This is a genomic window from Pseudomonas sp. G3-19, assembly GCF_054855875.1.
Genome location: NZ_JBMPIQ010000003.1, coordinates 4,270,963 through 4,293,662, shown reverse-complemented (window position 1 = coordinate 4,293,662; position 22,700 = coordinate 4,270,963). Strand labels below are relative to the sequence as shown.

Below are 22,700 nucleotides of genomic sequence, written 5' to 3'. Positions count from 1 at the left end.
CTTCTCCCTCCCCATATGAAGTCCGGGGCTTTTTTTGCCTCAAAACTGCCTGTGACGCAGCCATGCTGCGTTAAAAGCGCAACAAAAAATGCTCATTTAGGTCCCCTAAACTCCGCTTTTTTGTTGCACTTTTGCCTTGCCTGGCAGCACCACAGACAGTTTTGATATTCCCTTATTCTGCCTCGGTCGCCGCTTCGGCGCCCTTGTCAGCCAGTTCCATCCAGCCTGCCAACACAGTGTAGGCCTCTTCCAGGCCCATGCGTTTTGGCGCCGAGAACAGCTGGATCGTCACCAGATCGCCCCAGCCCTTGCGGATTTCCGACTGCACTTTGAGCAGGGTGTTCTTGGCGGCGCCGTAGGTCAGTTTGTCGGCCTTGGTCAGCAGAATATGCATCGGCATGCCGGCCGCAACGGCCCAGTCGAGCATCAGCAGGTCGAAGTCGGTCATTGGATGACGGATGTCCATCATCAGAATCAAACCCTTCAAACTCTCCCGGCCACCGAGGTACGCCTCGAGGTGACGCTGCCAGTGTTGCTTGAGCGGGATCGGTACTTTTGCATAACCGTAGCCCGGCAGGTCGACCAGACGCCGTTCATCGTCTAGCTTGAAGAAGTTCAACAGCTGTGTGCGACCCGGGGTTTTCGAGGTGCGCGCCAGACTGGCGTGAGTCAGGGTGTTCAGTGCGCTGGATTTACCGGCGTTGGAACGACCGGCGAACGCCACTTCGAAGCCTTCGTCGTCAGGGCATTGATCGACTTTGGCGGCACTGAGCATGAACGTGGACTGTTGGCACAGGCCGAGGATGGGATTCTTGAGTTGCATGGGATTTCCGATGTGGGCGGCGCCGGGATTGGGCGCGGAACGCGGTGTCGCTTCCGTTTCAGTGACGCCAGTATATAATGCCGCAGATTTTGTGTGTGCTTTGTCCCAGCGAAGGATGAAGTTCACGAGAGCCAAAGACCTTGATTGCGCATCAGAACGCAGAACGCTCTCAACCCTGAAAAGGTCGTTTTATGACGAAATGGCTGCTGGCTGCCGGAGTCCTGATACCGCTTTGCGGCGCACAGGCTACACAGGAACCGGAAGCCGTGTACAACCGTGTTTGTGGTGCCTGTCATTCCGGCCAACTACCCATGGCGCCCGCAAGAGGCGATCAGGCAGCTTGGACGCCGAGGTTGGCGAAAGGTATGGAGACGCTGGTGCAACACGTGACCCAGGGTTTCAAGGCGATGCCGCCGCGTGGTTTGTGCATGGACTGCAGTGCCGAGGATTACCAGGCCATCATCCTTTGGATGAGCGAGAGTAAACCCGGTCCATAACTCTTAACCCTTAGCCGTAGTTGGATTAGCTGATGAACAAATTGATCGTGAGTCTGCTGTTGACCGTGGGAATTTCAGGCTTCGCCCATGCTGCCGGTGATGCCGCCGCCGGCCAGGCGAAAGCTGCCGTCTGCGGAGCCTGCCATGGCCCGGACGGGAACAGCATGGCGCCAAACTTCCCGAAACTGGCAGGTCAGGGTGAACGCTACCTCGACAAGCAGTTGCACGACATCAAATCGGGTAAGCGCGTCGTTCTGGAAATGACCGGCCTGCTGACCAACCTGAGCGATCAGGATCTGGCTGACATTGCTGCTTACTTCGCCAGCCAGAAAGGCAGCGTCGGCGCAGCCGATCCGAAGATCGTCGCTCGCGGTGAAGCTTTGTTCCGCGGCGGTAATCTGGCCAAGGGGCTGCCAGCCTGCACCGGTTGCCACTCGCCGAATGGCGCCGGCAACGCCGCCGCTGGCTTCCCGCATCTGGGTGGTCAACACGCTCAATACATCGCCAAGCAACTGACCGATTTCCGTAAGGAAGAAGGCGGCCGCAACAACGACGGCGACACCATGACGATGCAGACCATCGCCAAGCGCTTGAGCGACGAAGACATTGCCGCAGTCTCCAGCTACATCCAGGGCCTGCACTAACCGCCCTGAATCGAGCGTTAACGGTGATGGACATCTCCTGCAACGTTAACGCTCGATTAATCCGTCGCAGCAAGTATAAAAAGGGTGGCTTTGGCCGCCCTTTTTTGTGGCCGCTGCCGTTACACTACAGAACTCATGCCCGCCAGGACCTGTCTGAAAACAGGTCGCGCGAGGCGACCAAAATTGTCCAGGAGTAAAGCATGCGTAATCTGATCATCAGCGCCGCTCTCGTCGCTGCCAGCCTGTTCGGCGTGACCGCCCAGGCCGCCGAAGCACCCGCTGCCCCTTATGTCGAACTGGCCAACCCGGTGCCAGTGGCAGAGCCTGGCAAGATCGAAGTCGTGGAGCTGTTCTGGTACGGCTGCCCGCATTGCTACGCGTTCGAGCCGGTGATCAATCCCTGGGTTGAAAAACTGCCGTCCGACGTCAACTTCGTACGCATTCCTGCCATGTTCGGCGGCCCGTGGGATGCTCACGGCCAAATGTTCCTGACCCTGGAAGCAATGGGCGTCGAGCACAAGGTTCACGCTGCGGTTTTCGAAGCAATTCAGAAACAACACAAGAAGCTGACCGACAAGAACGACATGGCTGACTTCCTCGCCACACAAGGCGTGGACAAGGACAAGTTCCTCGCCACCTTTGACTCGTTCGCGATCAAAGGTCAGATCGTCAAAGCGCGTGAGCTGGCCAAGAAGTATGAAATCACTGGCGTGCCAACCATGATCGTCAACGGCAAGTACCGCTTCGACATCGGCTCTGCCGGTGGTGCCGAGCAAGCCCTGAAACTGGCTGATCAACTGGTCGCCAAAGAGCGAGCGGCCAACAAGGCAGCCGCCAACTAAGCGCGGTAACCGCCATGCGCCGCTGGGGCACCGAACGCAGCGTTGGCCTGCATGATCCGCAGGTCAACGAGCATCACCTGGAGTCCACGGGCCTGCCCGCAGACCATCGTCTGCGCTTGCTCAGTTTCAATATCCAGGTCGGCATCAGCACCGAGCGCTATCGGCATTATCTGACCCGCAGCTGGCAGCACCTGCTGCCGCACACCGGACGCTCAGGCAATCTGCAGAAGATCGGTGACCTGCTTGGCGACTTCGATCTGGTCGCCCTGCAGGAAGCCGATGGCGGCAGTCTGCGCTCAGGCTACGTCAATCAAGTCGAACACCTGGCCCACCTCGGCGCCTTCCCCTACTGGTATCAACAACTCAATCGCAACCTCGGCCGACTGGCCCAGCACAGCAATGGCGTGCTCAGTCGCCTGAAGCCGTGGGCGATCGAAGATCATCCGCTGCCCGGCCCGAAAGGTCGCGGCGCGATCCTGCTGCGCTTCGGTGAAGGTCCGGAGGCGCTGGTGGTGGTGATGATGCATCTGGCGCTCGGCGCACGGGTGCGCAGCCTGCAACTGGCCTATATTCGTGACCTGATCAGTGGCTACAAGCACCAGATATTGATGGGCGACATGAACACCCATGCCAGTGATCTGCTACAACAGTCACCGTTACGCGATCTCGGCCTGCTGGCCCCGCAGATGCAAGCCACCTTTCCCAGTTGGCGGCCACAGCGATGCCTTGATCATATTTTGCTCAGCCCGACCCTGACCCTGGAAAAGGTCGAAGTGCTGGCCCAACCCATTTCCGATCACCTGCCGGTCGCGGTAGAGATTCGTCTGCCGGGTTCGCTCACGGCCGATGCATTGCCCGCGTTGAGTCCTGCCCCTCGCGGAACCCCTGAATGAGCGACGACGCCCAGCGCTGGAAAGAGAAGTACCTCAAAAGCATCGAACAACAGGACAAGCTCGAACGTCGCTGGGCCGCCCGGCTCGACTTGCTGCGCCGCGGTCTGGTGCGCAGCACGCTGGCCGCTGAAGGCACCGACAAGGTCGTTGATCAGTGCATGAAAGAGATGCGCGACGTGGTGCGCACCGACGACATGGACGCCGGCCTCGCCGCCCTGCTGCCGCGCCTGGAAAAAGCCGTGCTCGATTCCGAGCAACGTCGCGAAACCCGAATCGATCAGGTCAGCACCGCGCTTACCGCGCTGGTCACCCAGCTACAAGCGCTGCCGCTGCCCCGGGAAGTCGCCCAGCCGCTGAAGAAATTCGCCAAGCAACTCGACAGCCGGGTCGGTCAGGCGCGGGAAATGCCGCTGCTGCTGAGCGAACTCAGTGGTTTGCAGGGCAAGGCGTTGAGCCAGCTGGAAACGCCGCCCGAGCCCGACCGCCCGGGCTTTTTGCAGCGCCTGTTTGGCAGCCGTGACAGTGAAGGGGTGCCAGAGTCTTCGGATCAGCCTCAGGCGCCGACGCCGACACCGGCCAACGCTGAACCTGCATCTGAGCCGGTACCCGCGCCAACCGCAGCGGTCGAGCCGATTCCGGCAGCACCCGTCACCGTAGCGGCCATCGCGCAACCACCAGAGGCCGAGCTTAAGCAAACGCCAGCAGTGCAGCCCGAGTCCGAATCACCTGTGTTCGCGTTCGTGCCTCCGGTCATTGCTGCCGAGCCGATCAGCGAACCCGTTGCTGCACCTGCAGTACCAGCGGCCGAACCTGAAGCCGAACGGCCGACCACCCCGATCACGGCGCCAGCACCTGCTGCCGCGTTCAACCCCGACGAGTTGATCCACCCGGGCGACATCCCGGCACCGTTGCTCCTCGATAGTCTGCCCCTGCCCGAACCGATTGCCCAGGCTTTGGCCGCCATCGATCCGGAGCAACCCGAGCAGGACATTCTGTACGCCCTGCCCGATTCCCCGGAGCCGTCTTACAGTTCAGTGGCCAAACACATCGAAGACACGCTGATCGGGCTGCTCGACGACCTGACCCTGCCCGAGCGCCATCGCCCGCAGGCTGAGGCGATGCGCGACCGGTTGAAAAATGGCCTGAACTGGTACGAACTGCTGCCGATTCTCGACGATCTAGCGACCTTGATGCTGGCGATCACCGACAGCGGCCAGCACGAATTCGAAGCCTATCTGCAGCAACTCAACGAGCGCCTCGAAGCGTTCCAGAGCAACCTGCAGGCCGCCAGCGAAGGCCACGCCGACAACAGCTCGGCGGCGCGGGCGATGGACACGCAGATCCGCGAGCAGGTCGATGGTTTGCAGACCAGCATGCAGGAAGCGGCCGATCTGGATGACCTCAAGCAAGTGCTGGAGAACCATCTGGAAGGCCTGCTCGGCACCATGGATCAACACCAGAAACAGCGCGATGCCCGCGAGCAGGAAGTGGCGGCACGCCTCAAGGGTCTGGCCGAGCGTGTGGCGCACATGGAGCAGGAAGCCCTGGGCTTTCGCGAACACCTGGAAGAACAGCGGCAGAAAGCCCTGATCGATCCGCTGACCGGCCTGCCCAACCGCGCCGCCTGGAGCGAACGCCTGGAACACGAGATCAAGCAGTGGCAGCAACACGGCAACACCTTGAGTCTGGCGATGCTCGACCTCGATCATTTCAAGCGCATCAACGACAACTACGGCCATCTGGCCGGCGACAAGGTGCTGAAGATCATCGCCACAGTGCTGCGCAAACGCCTGCGCGCAGCGGATTTCATTGCCCGTTTTGGTGGTGAGGAATTCGTTCTGCTGCTGCCGGCGACCACGCCTGCGGTGGGCGCCAAACTGCTGGAAAGCCTGCGCGCGGCAATCGAAGCCTGCCCGTTTCACTTCAAGGGCGAACGGGTGACGATCACCATTTCCATGGGCCTGGCGTCGTTCAAAACGGGAGAACACAGCGATCTGGTGCTCAAAAGAGCCGATCAGGCGCTTTACCGGGCGAAAAATGGCGGACGCAACCGGGTCGAGCTGGGCTGAGTAATTGTTCCATTTTGTTTAATTCAGCCCGCCGGCCGTCGAGACCCGAGGCATTACGTTACACTGTTGCATTACTGTCTTGCGTGTACTGCCTCTTGCCATGAAATTTTTTACCCTTCTCGCGTCGCTGCTCATTCTGGCCGGTTGTGCCAGCGGCCCGCGTTACGACACCAGCCATCCTTCGGCCAATCACGACAGCCGCGTGCAGTTCGTGATCGTGCATTACACCTCGGCGTCGCTCGCGCGTTCGCTGCAACTGCTGACCCACGGCGAAGTCAGCAGCCACTACCTGATCGGCGACGACAAGAGCGCCACCATCTACAAACTGATGGATGAAAACCAGCGCGCCTGGCACGCCGGGGAAAGCCAGTGGCAGGGCCGCACCTGGCTCAACTCCAGCTCGATCGGTATCGAGATCGTCAATCCGGGCTTCAAGGACACGCCGACCGGGCGCCTGTGGTTCCCTTATAGCGAAGCGCAGATTCAGTCGCTGATCGTCCTGCTCAAGGACATCAGCAAGCGCCAAGGCATCAGCCCGCGCCATATCATCGGTCACAGCGACATCGCGCCCCTGCGCAAACTCGACCCCGGCCCACTGTTCCCATGGAAACGTCTGGCCGCCGAAGGCCTGGGCGTATGGCCTAATGAACAAGCGGTGGCGCGGCAGCAGGTGCTGTTCAACGCCGAATTGCCGAGCATCAGCTGGTTCCAGGAACAACTGGCGCGCGTCGGTTACGACACCCCGCAAACCGGCGAGCTGGATGTAGCGACGCGCCATGTGCTCGCAGCGTTCCAGATGCATTTCCGCCCTTCCCGTTTCGACGGTATGCCGGACGCGCAAACAGCCGCGTTGTTGCTGGTACTCAATCAGACAAAATAATGACGCCCGCCCGACGGTCAGGGCGAAATCGCAATCAGCAGCTATAACTCATTGGTAATTCTTCGGATATTCCATGATGGTTGCTACCCGAGCGACGCTGCGTAGCTGGTTTTATCGCCCGTGGTTTTTGGCGATGATCGCGGCTGTCCTCAGTGCAAGCCTGCTGATCGCCGGCGGAATGTTCGTCGCCATGCGCCAGATCGAGCAGAACGAAAGCCAGGAGATGAACGCCCAGGGCGAGCGTTTTCTGGCCCGCCTCGAGCAACTGTTCGGGCAATTGCGCGAAAGTCTCGACGACCTCCAGGCACAGCCGTTGCGCAGTTGCGATGAGGAAATGATCGCCACCCTGCAACAGGTCACGTTCAACTATCGCTTCGTCTATGAAGCGGCCTACATGGACGGCTCGCGGATCTGCTCCAACCGCCCCCGGCAGGAGGGACTGTCGGTCATCCGCACGCCGGACATCAAGGGCCCGACTTACAGCTACTGGCTCAACACCACCACCGAACCCGATGAAAACCGCGCGGCGCTGATGCTCGGGCGCGGCAACTTCCGCGTGGCGACATCGCGCGGGCATTTGACCGACATGGTCGACCTGCCACCGGACAGCAGCCTGCTGGTGGTACTCGATCATGGAAGGCGAGCGATTCCGGTGCTCGGCACAGCCCAGACCTGGCCACCGAGCGAAGTCTGGCCACCGAAGAGCCGCGAGGCCCTGCAAGTCACCCAGTCACGGCTGATCTATCGCATGCCAACCAACAATCCGGAATACCAATTGGTGCTGATCACCCCGCGCAGTGGCATGCACATCCCGACCGTCTGGTGGTGGATGGTGCCGGCCTGCCTGCTGCTGGGGGCGTTTGCCGGTTTCTTCGTGTTTCTACTGGTGCGTCAGCGCCAGTCACTGGACGCCGAGCTGCAGGGTGCGATTCGGCGTGGCGAGCTGCAAGTGCTGTATCAACCGATATTCGACCTCGACAGCCGCAATTGCGTGGGCGCCGAAGCCCTGCTGCGCTGGCGCCGCCCGGACGGCACCCTGACCAGCCCCGACCTGTTCATTCCATTGGCGGAAAACACCGGGCAGATTCGGCAGATGACCGATTTCGTCCTGCAACGGCTGCTGGAACAACTGGGACCAGTGCTGCGCGCCAATCCGCAGCTGTACATCTCGGTCAACCTCGCAGCATGCGACGTAATGGTGCCGCGCATCGGCCAGGTCATGGCCAGGCTGTTGACCCTGCACCGGGTTGCGGCGCGGCAGATTGCCTTCGAAGTCACCGAGCGCGGGCTGATCGACGTGGTGGTGGCGCGGGAGAACCTGCAAGCCTTGCGCGATGTCGGCCATCAGGTGCTGATCGACGATTTCGGCACCGGTTATTGCAGCCTCGCCTACCTGCAAACGTTGCCGGTGGATTGCCTGAAAATCGACAAGGCCTTCATCGACGCACTCGGTCATGACGCGGCCAGCAGCGGCGTTGCTCCGCACATCATTCACATGGCGCAGGCACTTGATCTGAAAGTGATTGCCGAGGGCATCGAGCATGAAGCGCAAGCCGTGTTTCTCAGCAGTGAGGGAGTCAAGTTCGGTCAGGGCTGGCTGTTCGCCCAGGCCTTGAGTGCGGTGCAGTTCATCGAACTGATCACCCGTGGACGACGCCTCGCCGGGCGCCGACTGGATGACGAAGCCTAGACCGCCAGCGCCATGTAGAACTGCGTACCCTGCCCCGGCCGCGAATAGACGCCCATGCGCCCGCCATGCAACTGCACAATTTCCTTGCACAAAGCCAAACCGAGCCCGGCGCCGCCCTTCTTGCGCCCGACCTGCACGAACGGTTCGAAAATCCGCCCTTGCTGCCCGTAGGCAATGCCTTCTCCGTTGTCTTCGACGCTGATAATCACCCGCTCGCCATGTCGGCGCGCTTGCAGGCGGATCTGCCCGTCGCGGGCAGTGTGGCGCAGAGCATTATCGATCAGGTTATCCAGTACCCGGTCCAGTTGCGCCTGATCGGCCTGCAGGCGCGGCAACGGCCCCTGCACTTCGACGTTCAAGGCAATGCCTTTGGCCGCCGCCGCATCCGCAAAGCGCGATTGCGCCTGCGCCAGCAAGTCTTCGATGGAGCACGGCGCCAGGGTGAGCTTCTGTAAACCGTTCTGATAACGCGAAAAGTTGAGCAAGTCATTGATCAACTGCATCAGGCGCTGCATCTCTTCATTGACCGTGTCGAGCAAGTCCGCCTCGCGTGACTCCGGGGGAAACTTCGCCCGCTCGCGAAACAGCCCGAACGCCATGTGCATGCCGGTGACCGGCGTGCGCAGCTCATGGGAGGCACGCAGCACAAACTCGCTGCGTACGCGCTCGAAGGCGCGCTGCTCGGTGACGTCATGCAGCACCATCACCGCGCCAAGAATATGCCCCTGGGTGTGGCTGACCGGCGTCAGGCTGTAAGTCAGCAGACGTGATTCGCCATCGACCTCGATGCTCAAATCTTCCGGAGCACGCTCAAGGGTGCCGCCGCGCAACACCAGTTGCAGTTGTGCGTCGAGTTCCGGGCGCTCCAGCGCTGTGCCCAAACCCTGACCGAGTCGATCACTGTCCCAGCCCAACTGGCGCTGGGCCACTGGATTGAGGTGCTCCAGATGCCCTTCGCGATCAATCATCAGCAAGCCGTCGTCGATGCTGTCGAGCACCGCTTGCAAGCGTTGCTGACCGGCCAGCAGCTCGTCGACGTTGGTCGCCTGATGCTCGCGCAGCGCCTCGGCCATCAGCCCGAAGCGCTTGGTCAGCTGGTTCATTTCCATCGCCGAGGAAATCGGCAGCGTCACCTCGAAATTGCCTTGGCCGATGTTGTCCGCCGCTTGCGCCAGCGCCTCGATCGGTGCGCCGAAACGCCGGGCAATCGCATGCGCGGTGACAAAGCCGATGATCAGCACCGCCAGTCCCACCAACCCTAGCAGGCCGGAGACCAGCAGCGCCCTTTCCCGGGCGTCATGCTGCACGGCGTTGATGTTGTCCAGCGCATGCTTGTGCTCGGCAATCAAACCGTTGCGCAAGATGTTGAAGCGTTCTCTGAGGTCGCTGTTGCCGCTGAGCACATTGCCCGGATTACGCGACAGCTCGAACGCCTGGAGAAAACTCAGATAGTCGGCCTTGGCCTGGGTAAACCCGTACTGGCGGCCATCGCCGTCGGCCTCCTGCGAAATGCCTTCATCCAGCAATTGCAGGTAATGCTGCTTTGACGCTTCGAACGCGGCGGGATCGGGTTTTTCGGCCAGCATCAGCACCAACTGGTCGCCGAGGGTCTGACGCAACTTGAGCCCCAGGTCGAGGGTCACGAAGTTGCTGCGGATCGTTGCTTCCTGAGTACCGGCCATCTGCATCACGCTGACCAGCCCGAGCAACAGCCCGAGCAAGGCGACCGTGATCAGCGCAGAAATGCTCAGGAACAAGCGAGTGCGCAACTTCATCGCCAGCTTCATCGTCGGGCGCTCACAGGTTGTACTGCTTGCGCTTGCGATACAGGGTCGACGCGTCGATGCCCAGGGTTTTCGCCGCCTGATCCAGCGTGCCTGCCGTCGCCAGCACCGCGCCGATGTGGGCTTTTTCCAGTTCATCGAGGCTCAGCGCGGCGCCGACTCGAGGTGCGTTGTTCGCCGGCTGCTCGGCCATGCCGAGGTGGCTGATTTCCACGCGTTCCTGCGGGCAGATGATGCTCGCCCGCTCCACTACGTTGCGCAGCTCGCGGATATTGCCCGGCCAGCGATAACCCAGCAGCGCCTCCCGCGCCTCGTCACTGAAGCCCCGGGCCGGACGCGCGTACTCTTTGACGAAGCGCGCGAGGAAGCGGTCGGCCAGGGTCAGGATGTCCTCGGCACGTTCGCGCAATGGCGGCAGATGCAGGGTGATCACGTTGAGGCGATACAACAGGTCTTCACGGAAGCGCCCGTCGCGCACCATGTCTTCAAGGTTGAGGTTGGTCGCGGCGAGAATCCGCACATCGGCGCGGCGAGTCACTGGGTCCCCTACCCGCTCGTATTCCTTGTCCTGAATAAAACGCAGCAACTTGGGTTGCAAAGTCAGCGGAAAATCGCCGATCTCGTCGAGAAACAGCGTGCCACCGTCCGCCTGATTGACTCGACCAAGCGTACTTTCGCTGGCGCCGGTAAACGCACCGCGACTGTGACCGAACAGCTCGCTTTCCATCAACTCTGCGGTCAAGGACGGGCAGTTGATGGTCACGCAGGATTTCTTCTCGCGCTTGCTCCAGCCGTGGATGGCCCGGGCCAGTTCCCCTTTACCCGTGCCGGATTCGCCGAGGATAAGGATGTTGGCGTCGGTACCGGCAACCTGCCGCGCAGTTTCCAGCACGACTTTCATCGCCGGGCTGTGGGAGTCGAGGCCGTCCTTGGGTTTGCGGATCTCGCCTTCGAGGGCTTCCAGACGCGCCGAGAGCTGGCGCACTTCCAGCTGCTTGGCGGTAGCCAGACGCAACTGGTCAGGGCTGCACGGTTTGACCAGATAGTCGGCGGCACCCGCCTGGATCGCGTCCACCGCGGTATCGACCGCCGAATGCGCGGTGACAATCACCACCCGCATCCATGGCGCCTGAACGCGCATCTGCGCCAGTACATCGAGACCGTTGTCTTCACCCAGACGTAAATCAAGGAAGCACAGGTCGAATACCTGGCGTTGCAACAGTGCATCAGCCTGAGCCGCGCTGTTGGCGGTGGCCACCGTATAACCTTCGTCTTCGAGGCAGTAACGAAAGGTTCGCAGGATGGCGGACTCGTCGTCCACCAGCAGAATGCGGCCTTGATGCTCAGTGGCAGATTCCATTTTTCCTACGCTCCATAGTGATTGATCTTGGGTTAGTCCCGGAAAAATCGGGCAAGTTGCATGGTTGATTCTGAACGATGCGAGCCATGGGAGGGTAGCTCTCTCCTGCCTTGACGGCCAATCCGTTGATTTTGTTGAGTTTTTAAACAATCACCGATTTACAGAGGGTTCCCTGCGTACTTTTCTGACATCCGGGACGTGCTCTCAATTCCATAAGAATGAAATCTCCTACGAAATAATCATGCATTTCGCACGACCGTAGATGACCCATCGTGCAGGATGCGTCCGTCGCTGAATTGAACTCACTCGCAACCAATTGATTTTATTGAATATTTTTCAAATAAAGAACTGGCATGCAGCCTGCAATAACTCATTCAGCCCGGGCAGATTCCACTGCCCCAACCGAATAAGAGTGAGGAACCCAGGATGACTCGCCAACGTGCCGCCCAAGTGCGTATCTCGCCACTGCATATCCAGCAAGGCCTGTTTGGCGTACTTGCACTGTTGATCACCCTGATTGCCTGCCAGCAATACCTGAGCTGGGAAAACAGCCAGAAGCCTGAGCCGCTGATCTCTATTCAACACAGCACGCAGACGCACTTCAGCGCCGTCAGCAGCAGTCAGGCCGAAAGCGCCTCGATGCGCATGATGGATGTCGATCAGCCACAGCCGCTGGATCAACTGCCACGTGAAGAGCGCTGGGTTTTCTGACGAACCGAAGAATTCAGGCGCATCGCGCCGGAACACGCAATATCCCTAAATAGAGAAGTAAGGAGAATCACCATGTTGAGCTGGGCAATTACATTCTTGATCATTGCCATCATCGCCGCCGTACTGGGCTTCGGTGGTATCGCGGGCACCGCCACGGGTATCGCCAAGATTCTCTTTGTCGTGTTCCTGGTGATGTTCATCGCTTCCTTCTTCTTTGGCCGTCGCGGCCGAGGTTAACGATGATTGCTTTGAAGACACTGGCAGCCGCCCTGCTTATGGGCGGTAGTGCCATGGCGATGGCGGCCAATGATGGCCAGGCGCGGGTCAACGAGCTGCTCAGCTCCGACCCGCAATACCGCGAAACCTGGCAAGGCGTTGTGAAGCACGAAGAACGCCTGCCGGAATGGGTGATGAACCTGTCCGGCACGCCAGACCAGCAGATGAATGCCGTGACTGAAGACGGCGACAAGTACCTGGTCGGCCCGCTCTGTGAATCCGCAGACAAGTGCCTCAACCATCGCTTGATCGTGGCTTTCAGCTTCGACAAGAAAGACGCGTACGCCATGCTCGTCGATGTTCCCGAAGGACTGCCGGCCGACAAGTCGCCAACGCGACATGCCACCTACCGCTTCCTCGGCAAACCGGATGAGGGTATGCAGAACCTGTTGATGGAAACGCTGAAGAAAGACCCGAAGTGGTATTGATTCGAACATGAGGGCAGCGCCCCGCTGCCCTTTATTGCGCCTACCCGAGGAAGGCTGGCGCATGACCAAGGGGCCGGGACGTTCTGACTGTTGCAGGGTCGGAGTGACCTACGGGTACAGGGAGTGCCTGCGCGAGGGCCGGGTCAGGGTAAAAGCTGCGACGCAGGTTCGCCGACCCTCAGTGGTTCGACGGACTTGCGCTGAGCTTTATCCGATGCAAAAACATTGATCCAGAGCGTCCTGCTCATCTTTTTATGCCTCACACTGCGCGCGAAAACATTACGCGGTGTTTCCTGGCGACCGTATATCGAGAAAGAGTCCCTTTAAACAGTGGGACATCTAGTCTGCAAACGTAGGCTTTTTCTTAAGATTTCCGTCGAAATTTCTCGTTTAAAAAATAACCAATCTACGCTGCAATGGCCGGTTCACGGCACTTATGCCGGCTGAAATGTCGTAATCGAACCGGTTGGGACGCCAGTTTCAATTAAAAAAGCTCATGCCGATTCGGCATAGGGTAGGCGTTTACGGCATTAGACGGCGCAACCTTGCATCGGAATAGTTGCGCCTTTTTTCGCCTGCCGAAGAGCCGTAAATACGCGCTTCGGGGCACCTTATACGGAGGCAGATGCACAGACTTTTCCGCTGACAGAGCGTTCCAGTTCCTGCATGTGCCTGAGTCAAACGCAAGTAAGGGTAAAGATAATGAAGAAGGCAAAACTCAGCCTCGCCTGGCAGATCCTCATCGGTCTGGTTTTAGGGATTGCAATTGGTGCGTTGCTCAACCACTTCAGTGCCGAAAAAGCCTGGTGGATCAGCAACGTCCTGCAACCGGCAGGCGATATCTTTATCCGTCTGATCAAGATGATCGTGATCCCGATCGTCATCTCCTCCCTGATCGTCGGCATCGCCGGCGTGGGCGACGCCAAGAAACTCGGGCGTATCGGTCTGAAGACCATCATCTACTTCGAAATCGTCACCACCATCGCGATCATCGTCGGCCTGCTGCTGGCCAACCTGTTCCACCCGGGCGCCGGCATCGACATGAGCACCCTGGGCACGGTGGATATCTCCAAGTACCAGGCGACCGCCGCCGAAGTGCAGCATGAACACGCGTTCATCGAGACCATCCTCAACCTGATCCCGTCGAACATCTTCGCGGCCATGGCCCGTGGCGAAATGCTGCCGATCATCTTCTTCTCCGTGCTGTTCGGTCTCGGTCTGTCGAGCCTGCAGTCGGACCTGCGCGAGCCGCTGGTGAAGATGTTCCAGGGCGTCTCGGAAAGCATGTTCAAAGTCACCCACATGATCATGAACTACGCGCCGATCGGCGTGTTCGCCCTGATCGCGGTGACCGTGGCCAACTTCGGTTTCGCCTCGCTGCTGCCGCTGGCCAAACTGGTGATCCTGGTTTACGTCGCCATCGCCTTCTTCGCCTTCGTGGTGCTGGGCCTGATCGCCAAGCTGTTCGGCTTCTCGGTGATCAAGCTGATGCGCATCTTCAAGGATGAGCTGGTTCTGGCTTACTCCACCGCCTCTTCGGAAACCGTTCTGCCACGGGTGATCGAGAAGATGGAAGCCTACGGCGCACCGAAAGCCATTTGCAGCTTCGTGGTACCGACCGGCTATTCGTTCAACCTCGACGGTTCGACCCTGTACCAGTCGATCGCCGCGATCTTCATTGCCCAGCTGTACGGCATCGATCTGTCGATCAGCCAGCAATTGCTGCTGGTGCTGACCCTGATGGTCACCTCCAAAGGCATCGCCGGCGTACCGGGCGTGTCCTTCGTAGTGCTGCTGGCGACGCTGGGCAGTGTGGGTATCCCGCTGGAAGGCCTGGCGTTCATCGCCGGTGTCGACCGCATCATGGACATGGCGCGTACCGCACTGAACGTGATCGGCAACGCCCTGGCAGTGCTGGTTATCGCGCGCTGGGAAGGCATGTACGACGACGCCAAGGGCGAGCGCTACTGGAACTCCCTGCCGCACTGGCGCAGCAAGGAAAAACTGCCGGCTGGCGAAATTTCCAAGCCGTAATGCAAACCCCTGTGGGAGCGAGCTTGCTCGCGAAGAGGCCGGCACATCCAACAATTATGTTGATTGACACACCGCCTTCGCGAGCAAGCTCGCTCCCACAGTGACTGATGCAAGCCTTACCAACAAACCCCGGAGCAATCCGGGGTTTGTCGTTTCTGGCGACCCCGCTATCATTCGCCGCATCTTCCGGGGGATTTGACTGATGCTTAATGGCCTGTGGCTTGGCTTCTTCGTCGTGGCAGCAATATCTGCGCTGGTGCAGTGGCTGGTCGGTGGCAACGCCGGGATTTTCGCGGCGATGGTGGAAAGCATTTTCGCCATGGCCAAACTCTCGGTCGAGGTCATGGTGCTGCTGTTCGGCACGCTGACCCTGTGGCTGGGCTTTCTGCGCATCGCCGAGAAGGCCGGGATCGTCGAGTGGCTGGCCAAGGTGCTCGGCCCGCTGTTCCTGCGGCTGATGCCGGAAGTTCCGGCCGGGCACCCGGCGCTCGGTCTGATTACCCTGAACTTCGCCGCCAACGGCCTGGGCCTGGACAACGCCGCCACGCCGATCGGCCTCAAGGCCATGAAGGCGCTGCAGGAGCTCAACCCCAGCGCGACCATCGCCAGCAACGCGCAGATCCTGTTCCTGGTGCTCAACGCCTCGTCGCTGACCCTGTTGCCGGTGACAATCTTCATGTACCGCGCCCAGCAAGGCGCACCGGACCCGACCCTGGTGTTTCTGCCGATCCTGTTGGCGACCAGTTGCTCGACCATCGTCGGCTTCCTTTCGGTGGCATTCATGCAGCGCCTGCGTATCTGGGACCCGGTGGTGCTGGCCTATCTGATTCCCGGCGCACTGATCCTCGGCGGCTTCATGGCGCTGCTGGCGACGATGTCGGCCACGGCGCTGGCCGGGCTGTCGTCGATCCTTGGCAACCTGACGCTGTTCGGCCTGATCATGCTGTTCCTGGTGATCGGCGCGTTACGCAAGGTCAAGGTTTACGAAGCGTTCGTCGAGGGCGCGAAGGAGGGCTTCGACGTCGCCAAGAACCTGCTGCCGTATCTGGTGGCGATGCTCTGCGCGATTGGCGTGCTGCGTGCCTCGGGCGCGCTGGACTTTGGTCTGGATGGCATTCGGCATCTGGTGCAGTGGGCCGGGTGGGATACGCGTTTTGTCGATGCGTTGCCGACGGCGATGGTCAAACCGTTTTCCGGCAGCGCCGCACGGGCGATGCTGATCGAGACCATGAAGACCTCCGGCGTCGACAGCTTCCCGTCACTGGTGGCGGCGACGATTCAGGGCAGCACCGAGACCACCTTCTATGTGCTGGCGGTGTATTTCGGTGCGGTGGGGATTCAGCGCGCAAGGCACGCCGTTGGATGCGCGCTGCTGGCCGAATTGGCCGGCGTACTCGGCGCCATCGGCGTCTGCTACTGGTTCTTCGGTTAACCACGAATCCCCATTGTGGGAGCGGGCTTGCTCGCGAAAGCGGTGGGTCAGTCGACCTGTATATTGACTGACACACCGCCTTCGCGAGCAAGCCCGCTCCCACAGGGGTTATGCACAAGGTTTAAGGTCTGGGTTGTTGGGTGAATTGCTGGCCTTGCTGAACAGCCCAAGCGACAACCTTGGCCGTCAGCCGATCACTGGCCTGTCCAAACCCCGCCACCACCGCTGGCACCTGCACATCGTTCAACGGCTGACGCTCTTCGAAGCGGCGGCTGGCGAGAATCTTCTGGTCATAGCCGCGCACCAGCAGCGCATCGACCCGCACCACGACGCTGGCCTGATTGCCCTGATACTCGGTCTGAAATGCCTGCAAGCTGCCGCCCAGTTCCAGATCCGCAGCGAAGTTACTGTCATCGGTGCTGAGCAGCGTCACCCGACCATCCCGGGCAAAACCATCCAGCAGCCGATTACGCACCAGCACCGGTGCCGGATCGCTCCAGCGCGAGGCTTTGTAGCTGCTGATCACGTCACCCTGTGGAATCACCGCGATGTTCGGCCGGTTCAGCGCTTCGCTGGCCTGCAACTTGTTCAGGCGCAGCGACCAGTGCTGGGTCGCCGCCAAACTGGCTGAGGCGGGCGCTTGCGCAGCGGGCAGGCGATAGACGTCCGAAGGTTCGGCCTTGGGCAGGATCGAGCAGGCACTGGTCAAAGCGAGGCTGGCGAGGAGAGCAAAGTGAATCAGCTTCATGGGGTGAATTCCTTGTTCTTGTCACTGCCCAGCAGGTAGCCGCTGGGGTTGGCCTCAAGCCGTTGGGAGATGCCGCGCAGCGAGGTCAGGGTCTCGCGCAGTTCGCGGATCGCCGGCGCCAAGCCATTGAGGCCCTGCATACCGTTGTCGAGGGAGTTCTGGTTCTTGCTCAGCAGGCCGTTGATGGTGGCGCTGCTCTGTTCCAGCGACTTCATCGCCTGCTCGGCACTGCCCAGCGCCTGCTTGCCCTGATCGTTGAGCAGGCCGTTGGCGCTGCGCATCAGCGCCGAAGTTTGCTCGAGCATGCTGCCGGCCTGCTTGCCGACGCTCGCCAGTTGCTGCATGGCCTGACGTAGGTCGCCGCGCTGATCGTTGATCGAACCGGTGGTCTGCTCCAGATGCGCCAAGGTGTTGCTGACGCGCTCGACGTTCTCCGGGGAGAACATCTGGTTAGCGTTGCTCAGCAGCGCGGTGATGCCAGTCATCAGGTCGTTGCTGTCGTTGAGCAGCCGGGAAATGGGCGAGGGCGCCGCGACGATGGTCGGCAGCTCGCCGTCATGCCCACGCAGCTTCGGACTTTCTGGAGTGCCGCCGCTGAGCTGGATGATCGAAGTCCCGGTGATCCCGGCCAGTGCCAGTTTGGCCTGGGTGTCTTCCTTGACCGGGGTGTCCCCACCCAGACGAATCCGCGCCAGCACTCGGCGTGGGTCTTTCGGGTCGAGACGCAGGCTGACCACGTCACCAACCTTGATCCCGCTGTACTGCACGGGGCTGCCCTTGGACAGGCCGCTGACCGCCTCGTTGAAGACCACTTCATAATCCTTGAACTCGCTGTCGACGCTGGACTTGGCCAGCCACAGGCCGAAGAGCAGGGCGCCTGCCACGACAATCACTGAGAACAGGCCGATCAACACATGATGGGCTCGGGTTTCCATGTCAGACCTCGTTGAGCAATTTGGCGGCGTCCAGCGCCGAGCGGCCACGCGGGCCGTGGAAATATTCGTGAATCCACGCGTCGTCGGTTTCCGAGACCACATCGATAGGGCCGGCCACCAGCACTTTCTTCTGCGCCAGCACCGCCACGCGGTCGGTGATGGTGTAGAGCGTGTCGAGGTCGTGGGTCACCAGAAACACGCTCAGGCCCAGCGCATCGCGCAGGGTCAGGATCAGTTGATCGAACTGCGCCGCGCCAATCGGATCGAGGCCGGCGGTGGGTTCGTCGAGAAACAGGATGTCCGGATCCAGCGCAAGGGCCCGCGCCAGCGCAGCGCGCTTGATCATCCCGCCGGACAGCGAAGCCGGGTATTTGTCCGCCGCCGACAACGGCAGCCCGGCCAGCGCCAGCTTCACCGCCGCCAGATGCTCGGCGTCGTTGCGGCTCAGGCCGGCGTGTTCGATCAGCGGCAGGGCGACGTTTTCGGTCACCGTCAGCGAGGAGAACAGCGCGCCTTTCTGGAACAACACACCAAAGCGCCGCTCGACCAGCGAACGCTCATGCTCGGACAGGCTCGGCAGGTTTTGCCCGAACACCTTCACGTTGCCTTCGCTGGGCCGGCGCAGACCGACAATGCTGCGCAACAGTACCGATTTACCGCTGCCGGAGCCGCCGACCACGGCGAGGATTTCACCTTTGTACAAATCCAGATCGAGATTCTCGTGCACGCTCTGGCTGCCAAAGCGATTGCACAGGCCACGGACTTCGATCACCGCCTCCGAGGGCGCGCGGGGTAGACGACTCACCAGCCCATCTCCATGAAGAACAGCGCAGCCACCGCATCGAGCACGATCACCACGAAAATCGACTGCACCACGGCTGACGTGGTGTGCGCACCGACCGATTCGGCGCTGCCGCTGACCTTGAAGCCTTCCAGGCAACCGATCGTGGCGATCAGGAAGGCAAAGATCGGCGCTTTCACCAGGCCGACCAGAAAGTGCTGAATGCCGATGTCGCTCTGCAGCAGCGAGAGAAACATCGCCGGCGAAATCCCCAGCGACACCGCGCACACCACGCCACCGCCGATGATCCCGCAGAGCATCGCCAGAAACGTCAGCATCGGTAGCGCCACCAGCATCGCCAGCACGCGCGGCACCACCAGCAGCTCCATCGGGTCGAGGCCGAGGGTGCGGATCGCGTCGATCTCCTCGTTGGCCTTCATCGAACCGATCTGCGCGGTGAACGCGCTGGCGGTGCGCCCGGCCATCAGGATCGCCGTGAGCAGCACACCGAACTCGCGCAGAAAGGAAAAACCCACCAGATCCACGGTGAATATCGTCGCACCGAAACTGGCGAGCACCGTGGCGCCGAGAAACGCCACCACCGCACCGACCAGAAAAGTCAGCAGCGCCACGATCGGCGCAGCGTCGAGACCGGTCTGTTCGATGTGGGCGACGACGGGGGTGATGCGCCAACGCTTGGGGCGCAGCAGATTGCGGGCGATGGTTTCGAGGATCAGGCCGATGAAGCCCAGCACTTGCAGGGTGTCCTGCCAGACCGTTTCCACCGCGCGCCCGATGCGGGTCAGCAGTTGCACGCTGACACTGACTTCCGGCTCTTTGACCGGCACACAGAAATCAGTCAGCGAGCGATACACAGTCTGCAGCAGCGCGCGGTCAGCCTGGGAAATCGTGCAGTCGGGGTGTTCGGCGGATTTGCCCAGACGCTCGGAACCGAGCAGTTCCACCAGCAACGAAGCGCCCGCAGTGTCGAGCGCACCGAGGCTGTTGAGGTCGACCACGGTATTGGCGTCGTACTGGCCGGTCAGTTTTTCGGTCAGGTGCTTGAGGTCGGCGTAATGGGCAAGCGTCCAGTCCCCGGAAACCCGCAGGCGGGCAGGGCTGATTGACGTGTCCAGTTGGGCATTACCGCTCATTGAGCTGCTGATCATAAGCTCCGTGCTTGTCCGGCTATTAAGCGAACTAACGTAATAGCACGAACCGGATTACTTTTCTTTGATCGCTGTGCTGTCGGTCACTTCGAAACGCAGTACGCCGATCACCTGACCGTCTTCAGTCAGCACCCGCACCTGCCACTTGCCCGCCGGGTTGCCGGGGAAGTTCTGCTTGTGCGTCCACGCCCGGTAACCTTCCTTGCGCCCGCCGTGGATATCGAGAGCGATGCGGTCGACCTCTTTGCCGTCGAACTGCCACACGTGGTAGATCCGCTCATCCAGCCCGCGCGGCGCGTTGATTGCGGTGTAGGCGTAGAGACCGCCGTTGCGGATCTGCTCGGCGCTGACCTGTTCGAGGCTGTCGCCCGGGGTGCGATCCTGCAACTGAGTGCTGATCGCCACGTCGGTCATCCACAGCGTCGCCGGCGGCACCCACGAGCGCAGGGTCCAGCCGACCGCGCCTATGCCGACGGTAATGCACAGAATGGCCAGCGCGTTGCGCACCGTGCGGATCGGGAAGATCGACGCCAGGCTCGGGAATGACAACACCACCGCCGTGCCCAGTGCCCATTTGAAACTTTGCGCGGTGGTCAGGTGCATGATCACCGGCAGCGCGGTGAGCAGGGCGGCGAACAGGGTCAGGGTGTGCAACGCGAGAAAAGCCCAGCGCCGTGGCGCCAGCCATTTGTAATAGAGCGGATCGACAATCGAGATCAGCGCGGCGATGCACAGCAGGCCGGTGAAGATCAGTTGGCCGCTGTTCCAGGTGGTGGTGATGAAGAAGAACGGCAGGACGAAAAACAGGCTTTCCTGATGAATCATCTGCGTCGCGTAACGCAGCAGCGGCTGGGGGATCTCCCGCTTGAAGATGCGCGTGAACAGGCCGGTCAGGGTGTTCTCCAGCATCAGCCAGATCCAGCTCAGCAGCATGATGATGGTGATCCAGCTCGCCAGCCCTTGCTGGCGATCGACCAGAATGAAACTGCCGACCCCGGAGATGAAACCGCCAAGCGCAATCACCCCGGGATAGCGCTTCATCAGCTCGAGAATGCGCTGGATCAGGAGGGGGATTTTCTGCATGTTGGGGGTTCACGACTGAGTAGGAAAAAACCTCGACAGAGTACCGTCCGCCAGGCGACGTGGCGAGGCTACCGGTCAGTAAAATCACCACAGATCCCTGTGGGAGCGGGCTTGCTCGCGAAGGGGCCGTGTCAGTCGACATCATTGCTGAATGACACACCGCATTCGCGAGCAAGCCCGCTCCCACAGGTTCAGTGTTTGGCTGGCTTACGACGGTGCAACCGCCAGCCAATCAGCACCAGCAACACCACGCCCAGGCCACCGGCAATCAGCCACAACACTTGATCATCACTAAGCAACGGCTTCTCGATCCGCAGATACCCCGGTTGCAACAGCAACTCGCGCATGGCCTTGTTTGCCGTTTCCAGGGTCACGCCTTGCAGCTCGCGGGCCGGGTTGGCAAAGCGCCCGTCCTCGTAATCGCCCAGTGCGCTCCAGTAGTAATCCGCCATGGCACTGTTGCCCTGTACCGCCCAGGCCTGATGGGCGATGGCGGCTTGTTTGATCCGGGCGAAGGTGTCCGGGTCGAGGCCGTTTTTCAGCAGGTCGGCCTTGAGGTCTTCCAGCACCTGTTGGGCTTCGGCGAGGTCATCGCGATCCACGTCAGCGTTGAGGCTCATGAAGCCGACCCCGCCAAACACTTCACGCTCGGCCCATGGCCCGTAGGACAGGCCGTGATTCAGGCGAATCTGCCGGTACAGCGCCCAGTCGAGGTAGTCCTTGAGGATGTCGAAGGTCTCGTCGTACTGATCGTCGAGCATCGGCTCCGGCACCAGCCAGTGCAACTTGGCGCTGTCGCCGATGAAGCCGCGGGTGAGGTTGCGTTCATGGGCGGCGCTGGTGCGGATGTCCGGCAGCTCACGGTGCTCCGCCGGGTCCACCGCTTCAAGCGCGCCCCAGGTGCGTTCCAGATAGGCCGGCAGCAGTTTGTCGAGTTCACCGACGACGATCAGGGTCATGTTGTTCGGCGCGTACCAGGTCTTGCGCACCTTCTCCAGTTGCTTCTGGGTCAGGTGACCGACCTCGGCCCGCTGCGGGCATTTCAGGCCCAATTCCACCGCCAGTTGATTGCTCGCGGTGTGGCCCAGATCCTGGCGGTCGAGAAAGCGTTGCAGGCGCGTGTAATGGCCGCCGTCCTCGCGCTCGACCACACGTTTGGCAGCGTTGATCGCGTTGTCGTCGATGCGGGTCTGGGTCAAAAGGTCGAGCAACAGGTCGAGGACCTTGCGCTGATTCTTTGCCGGGGCTTCGATGACGAACGTGGTGTCGGCGTTGCTGGTGAACGCGTTCCACTCACCGCCCAGCGCCTGCATGCGCTCCTCGAGACCGCCTTCACCGGTGGCATCGACGCCGCTGAACAGCAGGTGCTCAAGCAGGTGCGGCAGCTCTTTTTCATCGCAGTCGAAATCGTCGAGACCGACGCCCACCACCAGACGAATCGCCACATGCCCGCGCTCGGTGCCGGGTTTGAGCAACAGCTGCAAACCGTTGGGCAGCGCGTAGCCTTCGACCTGAAAGCGATCAACGGCGAAGGCGGGCAGGGAACCGAGCAACAGACAGGCGAACAACAGGCAACGCATAACAGGCTTCCATACGGCTGATTTGGAGATCCGTGTCGCTA

At 60.9% G+C, this 22,700-nt stretch carries 21 protein-coding genes; 12 read left to right on the top strand and 9 right to left on the bottom strand.

Annotated elements, in window-relative coordinates; genetic code table 11:
- Positions 1 to 172: 172 nt before the first annotated feature.
- Positions 173 to 823 carry a ribosome biogenesis GTP-binding protein YihA/YsxC gene (gene yihA / locus ACOYXI_RS19730; RefSeq protein WP_003220309.1) on the bottom strand — a complete coding sequence of 217 codons (651 nt, stop codon included), beginning with the start codon at positions 821 to 823 and terminating at the stop codon, positions 173 to 175.
- A gap of 191 nt (positions 824 to 1,014) precedes the next feature.
- Between yihA and ACOYXI_RS19725 the strand changes: the two genes are divergently transcribed.
- The 7 genes from ACOYXI_RS19725 (at position 1,015) to ACOYXI_RS19695 (ending at position 8,338) form a co-directional block, all read left to right on the top strand.
- Complete coding sequence (locus ACOYXI_RS19725; protein ID WP_027610239.1) at positions 1,015 to 1,320, top strand: c-type cytochrome; 306 nt, start codon at positions 1,015 to 1,017, stop codon at positions 1,318 to 1,320.
- A gap of 32 nt (positions 1,321 to 1,352) precedes the next feature.
- A complete protein-coding gene (locus tag ACOYXI_RS19720) occupies positions 1,353 to 1,964 on the top strand; it encodes a c-type cytochrome (protein ID WP_461675201.1) in 612 nt (203 codons plus the stop codon).
- Between the two features lie 200 nt (positions 1,965 to 2,164).
- Positions 2,165 to 2,806 carry a thiol:disulfide interchange protein DsbA/DsbL gene (locus tag ACOYXI_RS19715; RefSeq protein WP_027610241.1) on the top strand — a complete coding sequence of 214 codons (642 nt, stop codon included), beginning with the start codon at positions 2,165 to 2,167 and terminating at the stop codon, positions 2,804 to 2,806.
- Positions 2,807 to 2,820: 14 nt separating this feature from the next.
- Positions 2,821 to 3,699 carry an endonuclease/exonuclease/phosphatase family protein gene (locus ACOYXI_RS19710; RefSeq protein WP_027610242.1) on the top strand — a complete coding sequence of 293 codons (879 nt, stop codon included), beginning with the start codon at positions 2,821 to 2,823 and terminating at the stop codon, positions 3,697 to 3,699.
- Positions 3,696 to 5,768: a GGDEF domain-containing protein gene (locus tag ACOYXI_RS19705; RefSeq protein WP_461675200.1), complete on the top strand. Its 2,073-nt coding sequence runs from the start codon at positions 3,696 to 3,698 to the stop codon at positions 5,766 to 5,768. The genes ACOYXI_RS19710 and ACOYXI_RS19705 overlap by 4 nt, the downstream gene beginning before the upstream one ends.
- Before the next feature lie 100 nt (positions 5,769 to 5,868).
- Complete coding sequence (locus ACOYXI_RS19700; protein WP_098966464.1) at positions 5,869 to 6,648, top strand: N-acetylmuramoyl-L-alanine amidase; 780 nt, start codon at positions 5,869 to 5,871, stop codon at positions 6,646 to 6,648.
- A gap of 76 nt (positions 6,649 to 6,724) precedes the next feature.
- Positions 6,725 to 8,338, top strand: coding sequence for an EAL domain-containing protein (locus ACOYXI_RS19695; RefSeq protein ID WP_461675572.1), 1,614 nt, complete (start codon positions 6,725 to 6,727; stop codon positions 8,336 to 8,338).
- Here the strand turns inward: ACOYXI_RS19695 and ACOYXI_RS19690 are convergent.
- Together ACOYXI_RS19690 and algB are read right to left on the bottom strand one after the other, a co-directional pair.
- A complete protein-coding gene (locus ACOYXI_RS19690) occupies positions 8,335 to 10,125 on the bottom strand; it encodes a KinB sensor domain-containing domain (protein ID WP_027610246.1) in 1,791 nt (596 codons plus the stop codon). The two genes, ACOYXI_RS19695 and ACOYXI_RS19690, sit on opposite strands and share 4 nt — an antisense overlap.
- A 10-nt stretch (positions 10,126 to 10,135) precedes the next feature.
- Complete coding sequence (gene algB, locus ACOYXI_RS19685) at positions 10,136 to 11,482, bottom strand: sigma-54-dependent response regulator transcription factor AlgB (RefSeq protein WP_027610247.1); 1,347 nt, start codon at positions 11,480 to 11,482, stop codon at positions 10,136 to 10,138.
- A gap of 426 nt (positions 11,483 to 11,908) precedes the next feature.
- Between algB and ACOYXI_RS19680 the strand changes: the two genes are divergently transcribed.
- The 5 genes from ACOYXI_RS19680 to ACOYXI_RS19660 all read left to right on the top strand — a co-directional run bounded on the left by ACOYXI_RS19680 (position 11,909) and on the right by ACOYXI_RS19660 (position 16,363).
- Positions 11,909 to 12,193: a hypothetical protein gene (locus ACOYXI_RS19680; RefSeq protein ID WP_047297449.1), complete on the top strand. Its 285-nt coding sequence runs from the start codon at positions 11,909 to 11,911 to the stop codon at positions 12,191 to 12,193.
- A gap of 72 nt (positions 12,194 to 12,265) precedes the next feature.
- Positions 12,266 to 12,430: a DUF1328 domain-containing protein gene (locus ACOYXI_RS19675; protein ID WP_003177151.1), complete on the top strand. Its 165-nt coding sequence runs from the start codon at positions 12,266 to 12,268 to the stop codon at positions 12,428 to 12,430.
- Positions 12,431 to 12,432: 2 nt separating this feature from the next.
- A complete protein-coding gene (locus ACOYXI_RS19670) occupies positions 12,433 to 12,897 on the top strand; it encodes an inhibitor of vertebrate lysozyme family protein (RefSeq protein ID WP_096797612.1) in 465 nt (154 codons plus the stop codon).
- 702 nt (positions 12,898 to 13,599) lie between these two features.
- Entirely contained in the window at positions 13,600 to 14,931 is a 1,332-nt protein-coding gene (gltP, locus tag ACOYXI_RS19665; RefSeq protein WP_103367992.1) for a glutamate/aspartate:proton symporter GltP, read from the top strand.
- A gap of 202 nt (positions 14,932 to 15,133) precedes the next feature.
- Positions 15,134 to 16,363 carry a nucleoside recognition domain-containing protein gene (locus tag ACOYXI_RS19660; RefSeq protein ID WP_025112290.1) on the top strand — a complete coding sequence of 410 codons (1,230 nt, stop codon included), beginning with the start codon at positions 15,134 to 15,136 and terminating at the stop codon, positions 16,361 to 16,363.
- Positions 16,364 to 16,484: 121 nt separating this feature from the next.
- Here the strand turns inward: ACOYXI_RS19660 and ACOYXI_RS19655 are convergent, their stop codons facing one another.
- The 6 genes from ACOYXI_RS19655 to ACOYXI_RS19630 form a co-directional block, all read right to left on the bottom strand.
- Positions 16,485 to 17,111 (bottom strand): ABC-type transport auxiliary lipoprotein family protein, encoded by a 627-nt coding sequence (locus ACOYXI_RS19655; protein WP_027610251.1) that lies wholly within the window; start codon positions 17,109 to 17,111, stop codon positions 16,485 to 16,487.
- Complete coding sequence (locus ACOYXI_RS19650) at positions 17,108 to 18,046, bottom strand: MlaD family protein (protein WP_461675199.1); 939 nt, start codon at positions 18,044 to 18,046, stop codon at positions 17,108 to 17,110. The genes ACOYXI_RS19655 and ACOYXI_RS19650 overlap by 4 nt, the downstream gene beginning before the upstream one ends.
- A 1-nt stretch (position 18,047) precedes the next feature.
- Complete coding sequence (locus ACOYXI_RS19645) at positions 18,048 to 18,851, bottom strand: ABC transporter ATP-binding protein (RefSeq protein ID WP_041073657.1); 804 nt, start codon at positions 18,849 to 18,851, stop codon at positions 18,048 to 18,050.
- Positions 18,848 to 19,996, bottom strand: a complete 1,149-nt coding sequence (locus ACOYXI_RS19640; RefSeq protein ID WP_098966456.1) for an ABC transporter permease — start codon at positions 19,994 to 19,996, stop codon at positions 18,848 to 18,850. Before ACOYXI_RS19640 ends, ACOYXI_RS19645 begins: the two co-directional genes overlap by 4 nt.
- A 54-nt stretch (positions 19,997 to 20,050) precedes the next feature.
- Complete coding sequence (locus tag ACOYXI_RS19635; protein ID WP_098966454.1) at positions 20,051 to 21,079, bottom strand: DUF5924 family protein; 1,029 nt, start codon at positions 21,077 to 21,079, stop codon at positions 20,051 to 20,053.
- 191 nt (positions 21,080 to 21,270) lie between these two features.
- Positions 21,271 to 22,659 (bottom strand): M16 family metallopeptidase, encoded by a 1,389-nt coding sequence (locus tag ACOYXI_RS19630; RefSeq protein ID WP_223007081.1) that lies wholly within the window; start codon positions 22,657 to 22,659, stop codon positions 21,271 to 21,273.
- Between the last annotated feature and the right edge of the window lie 41 nt (positions 22,660 to 22,700).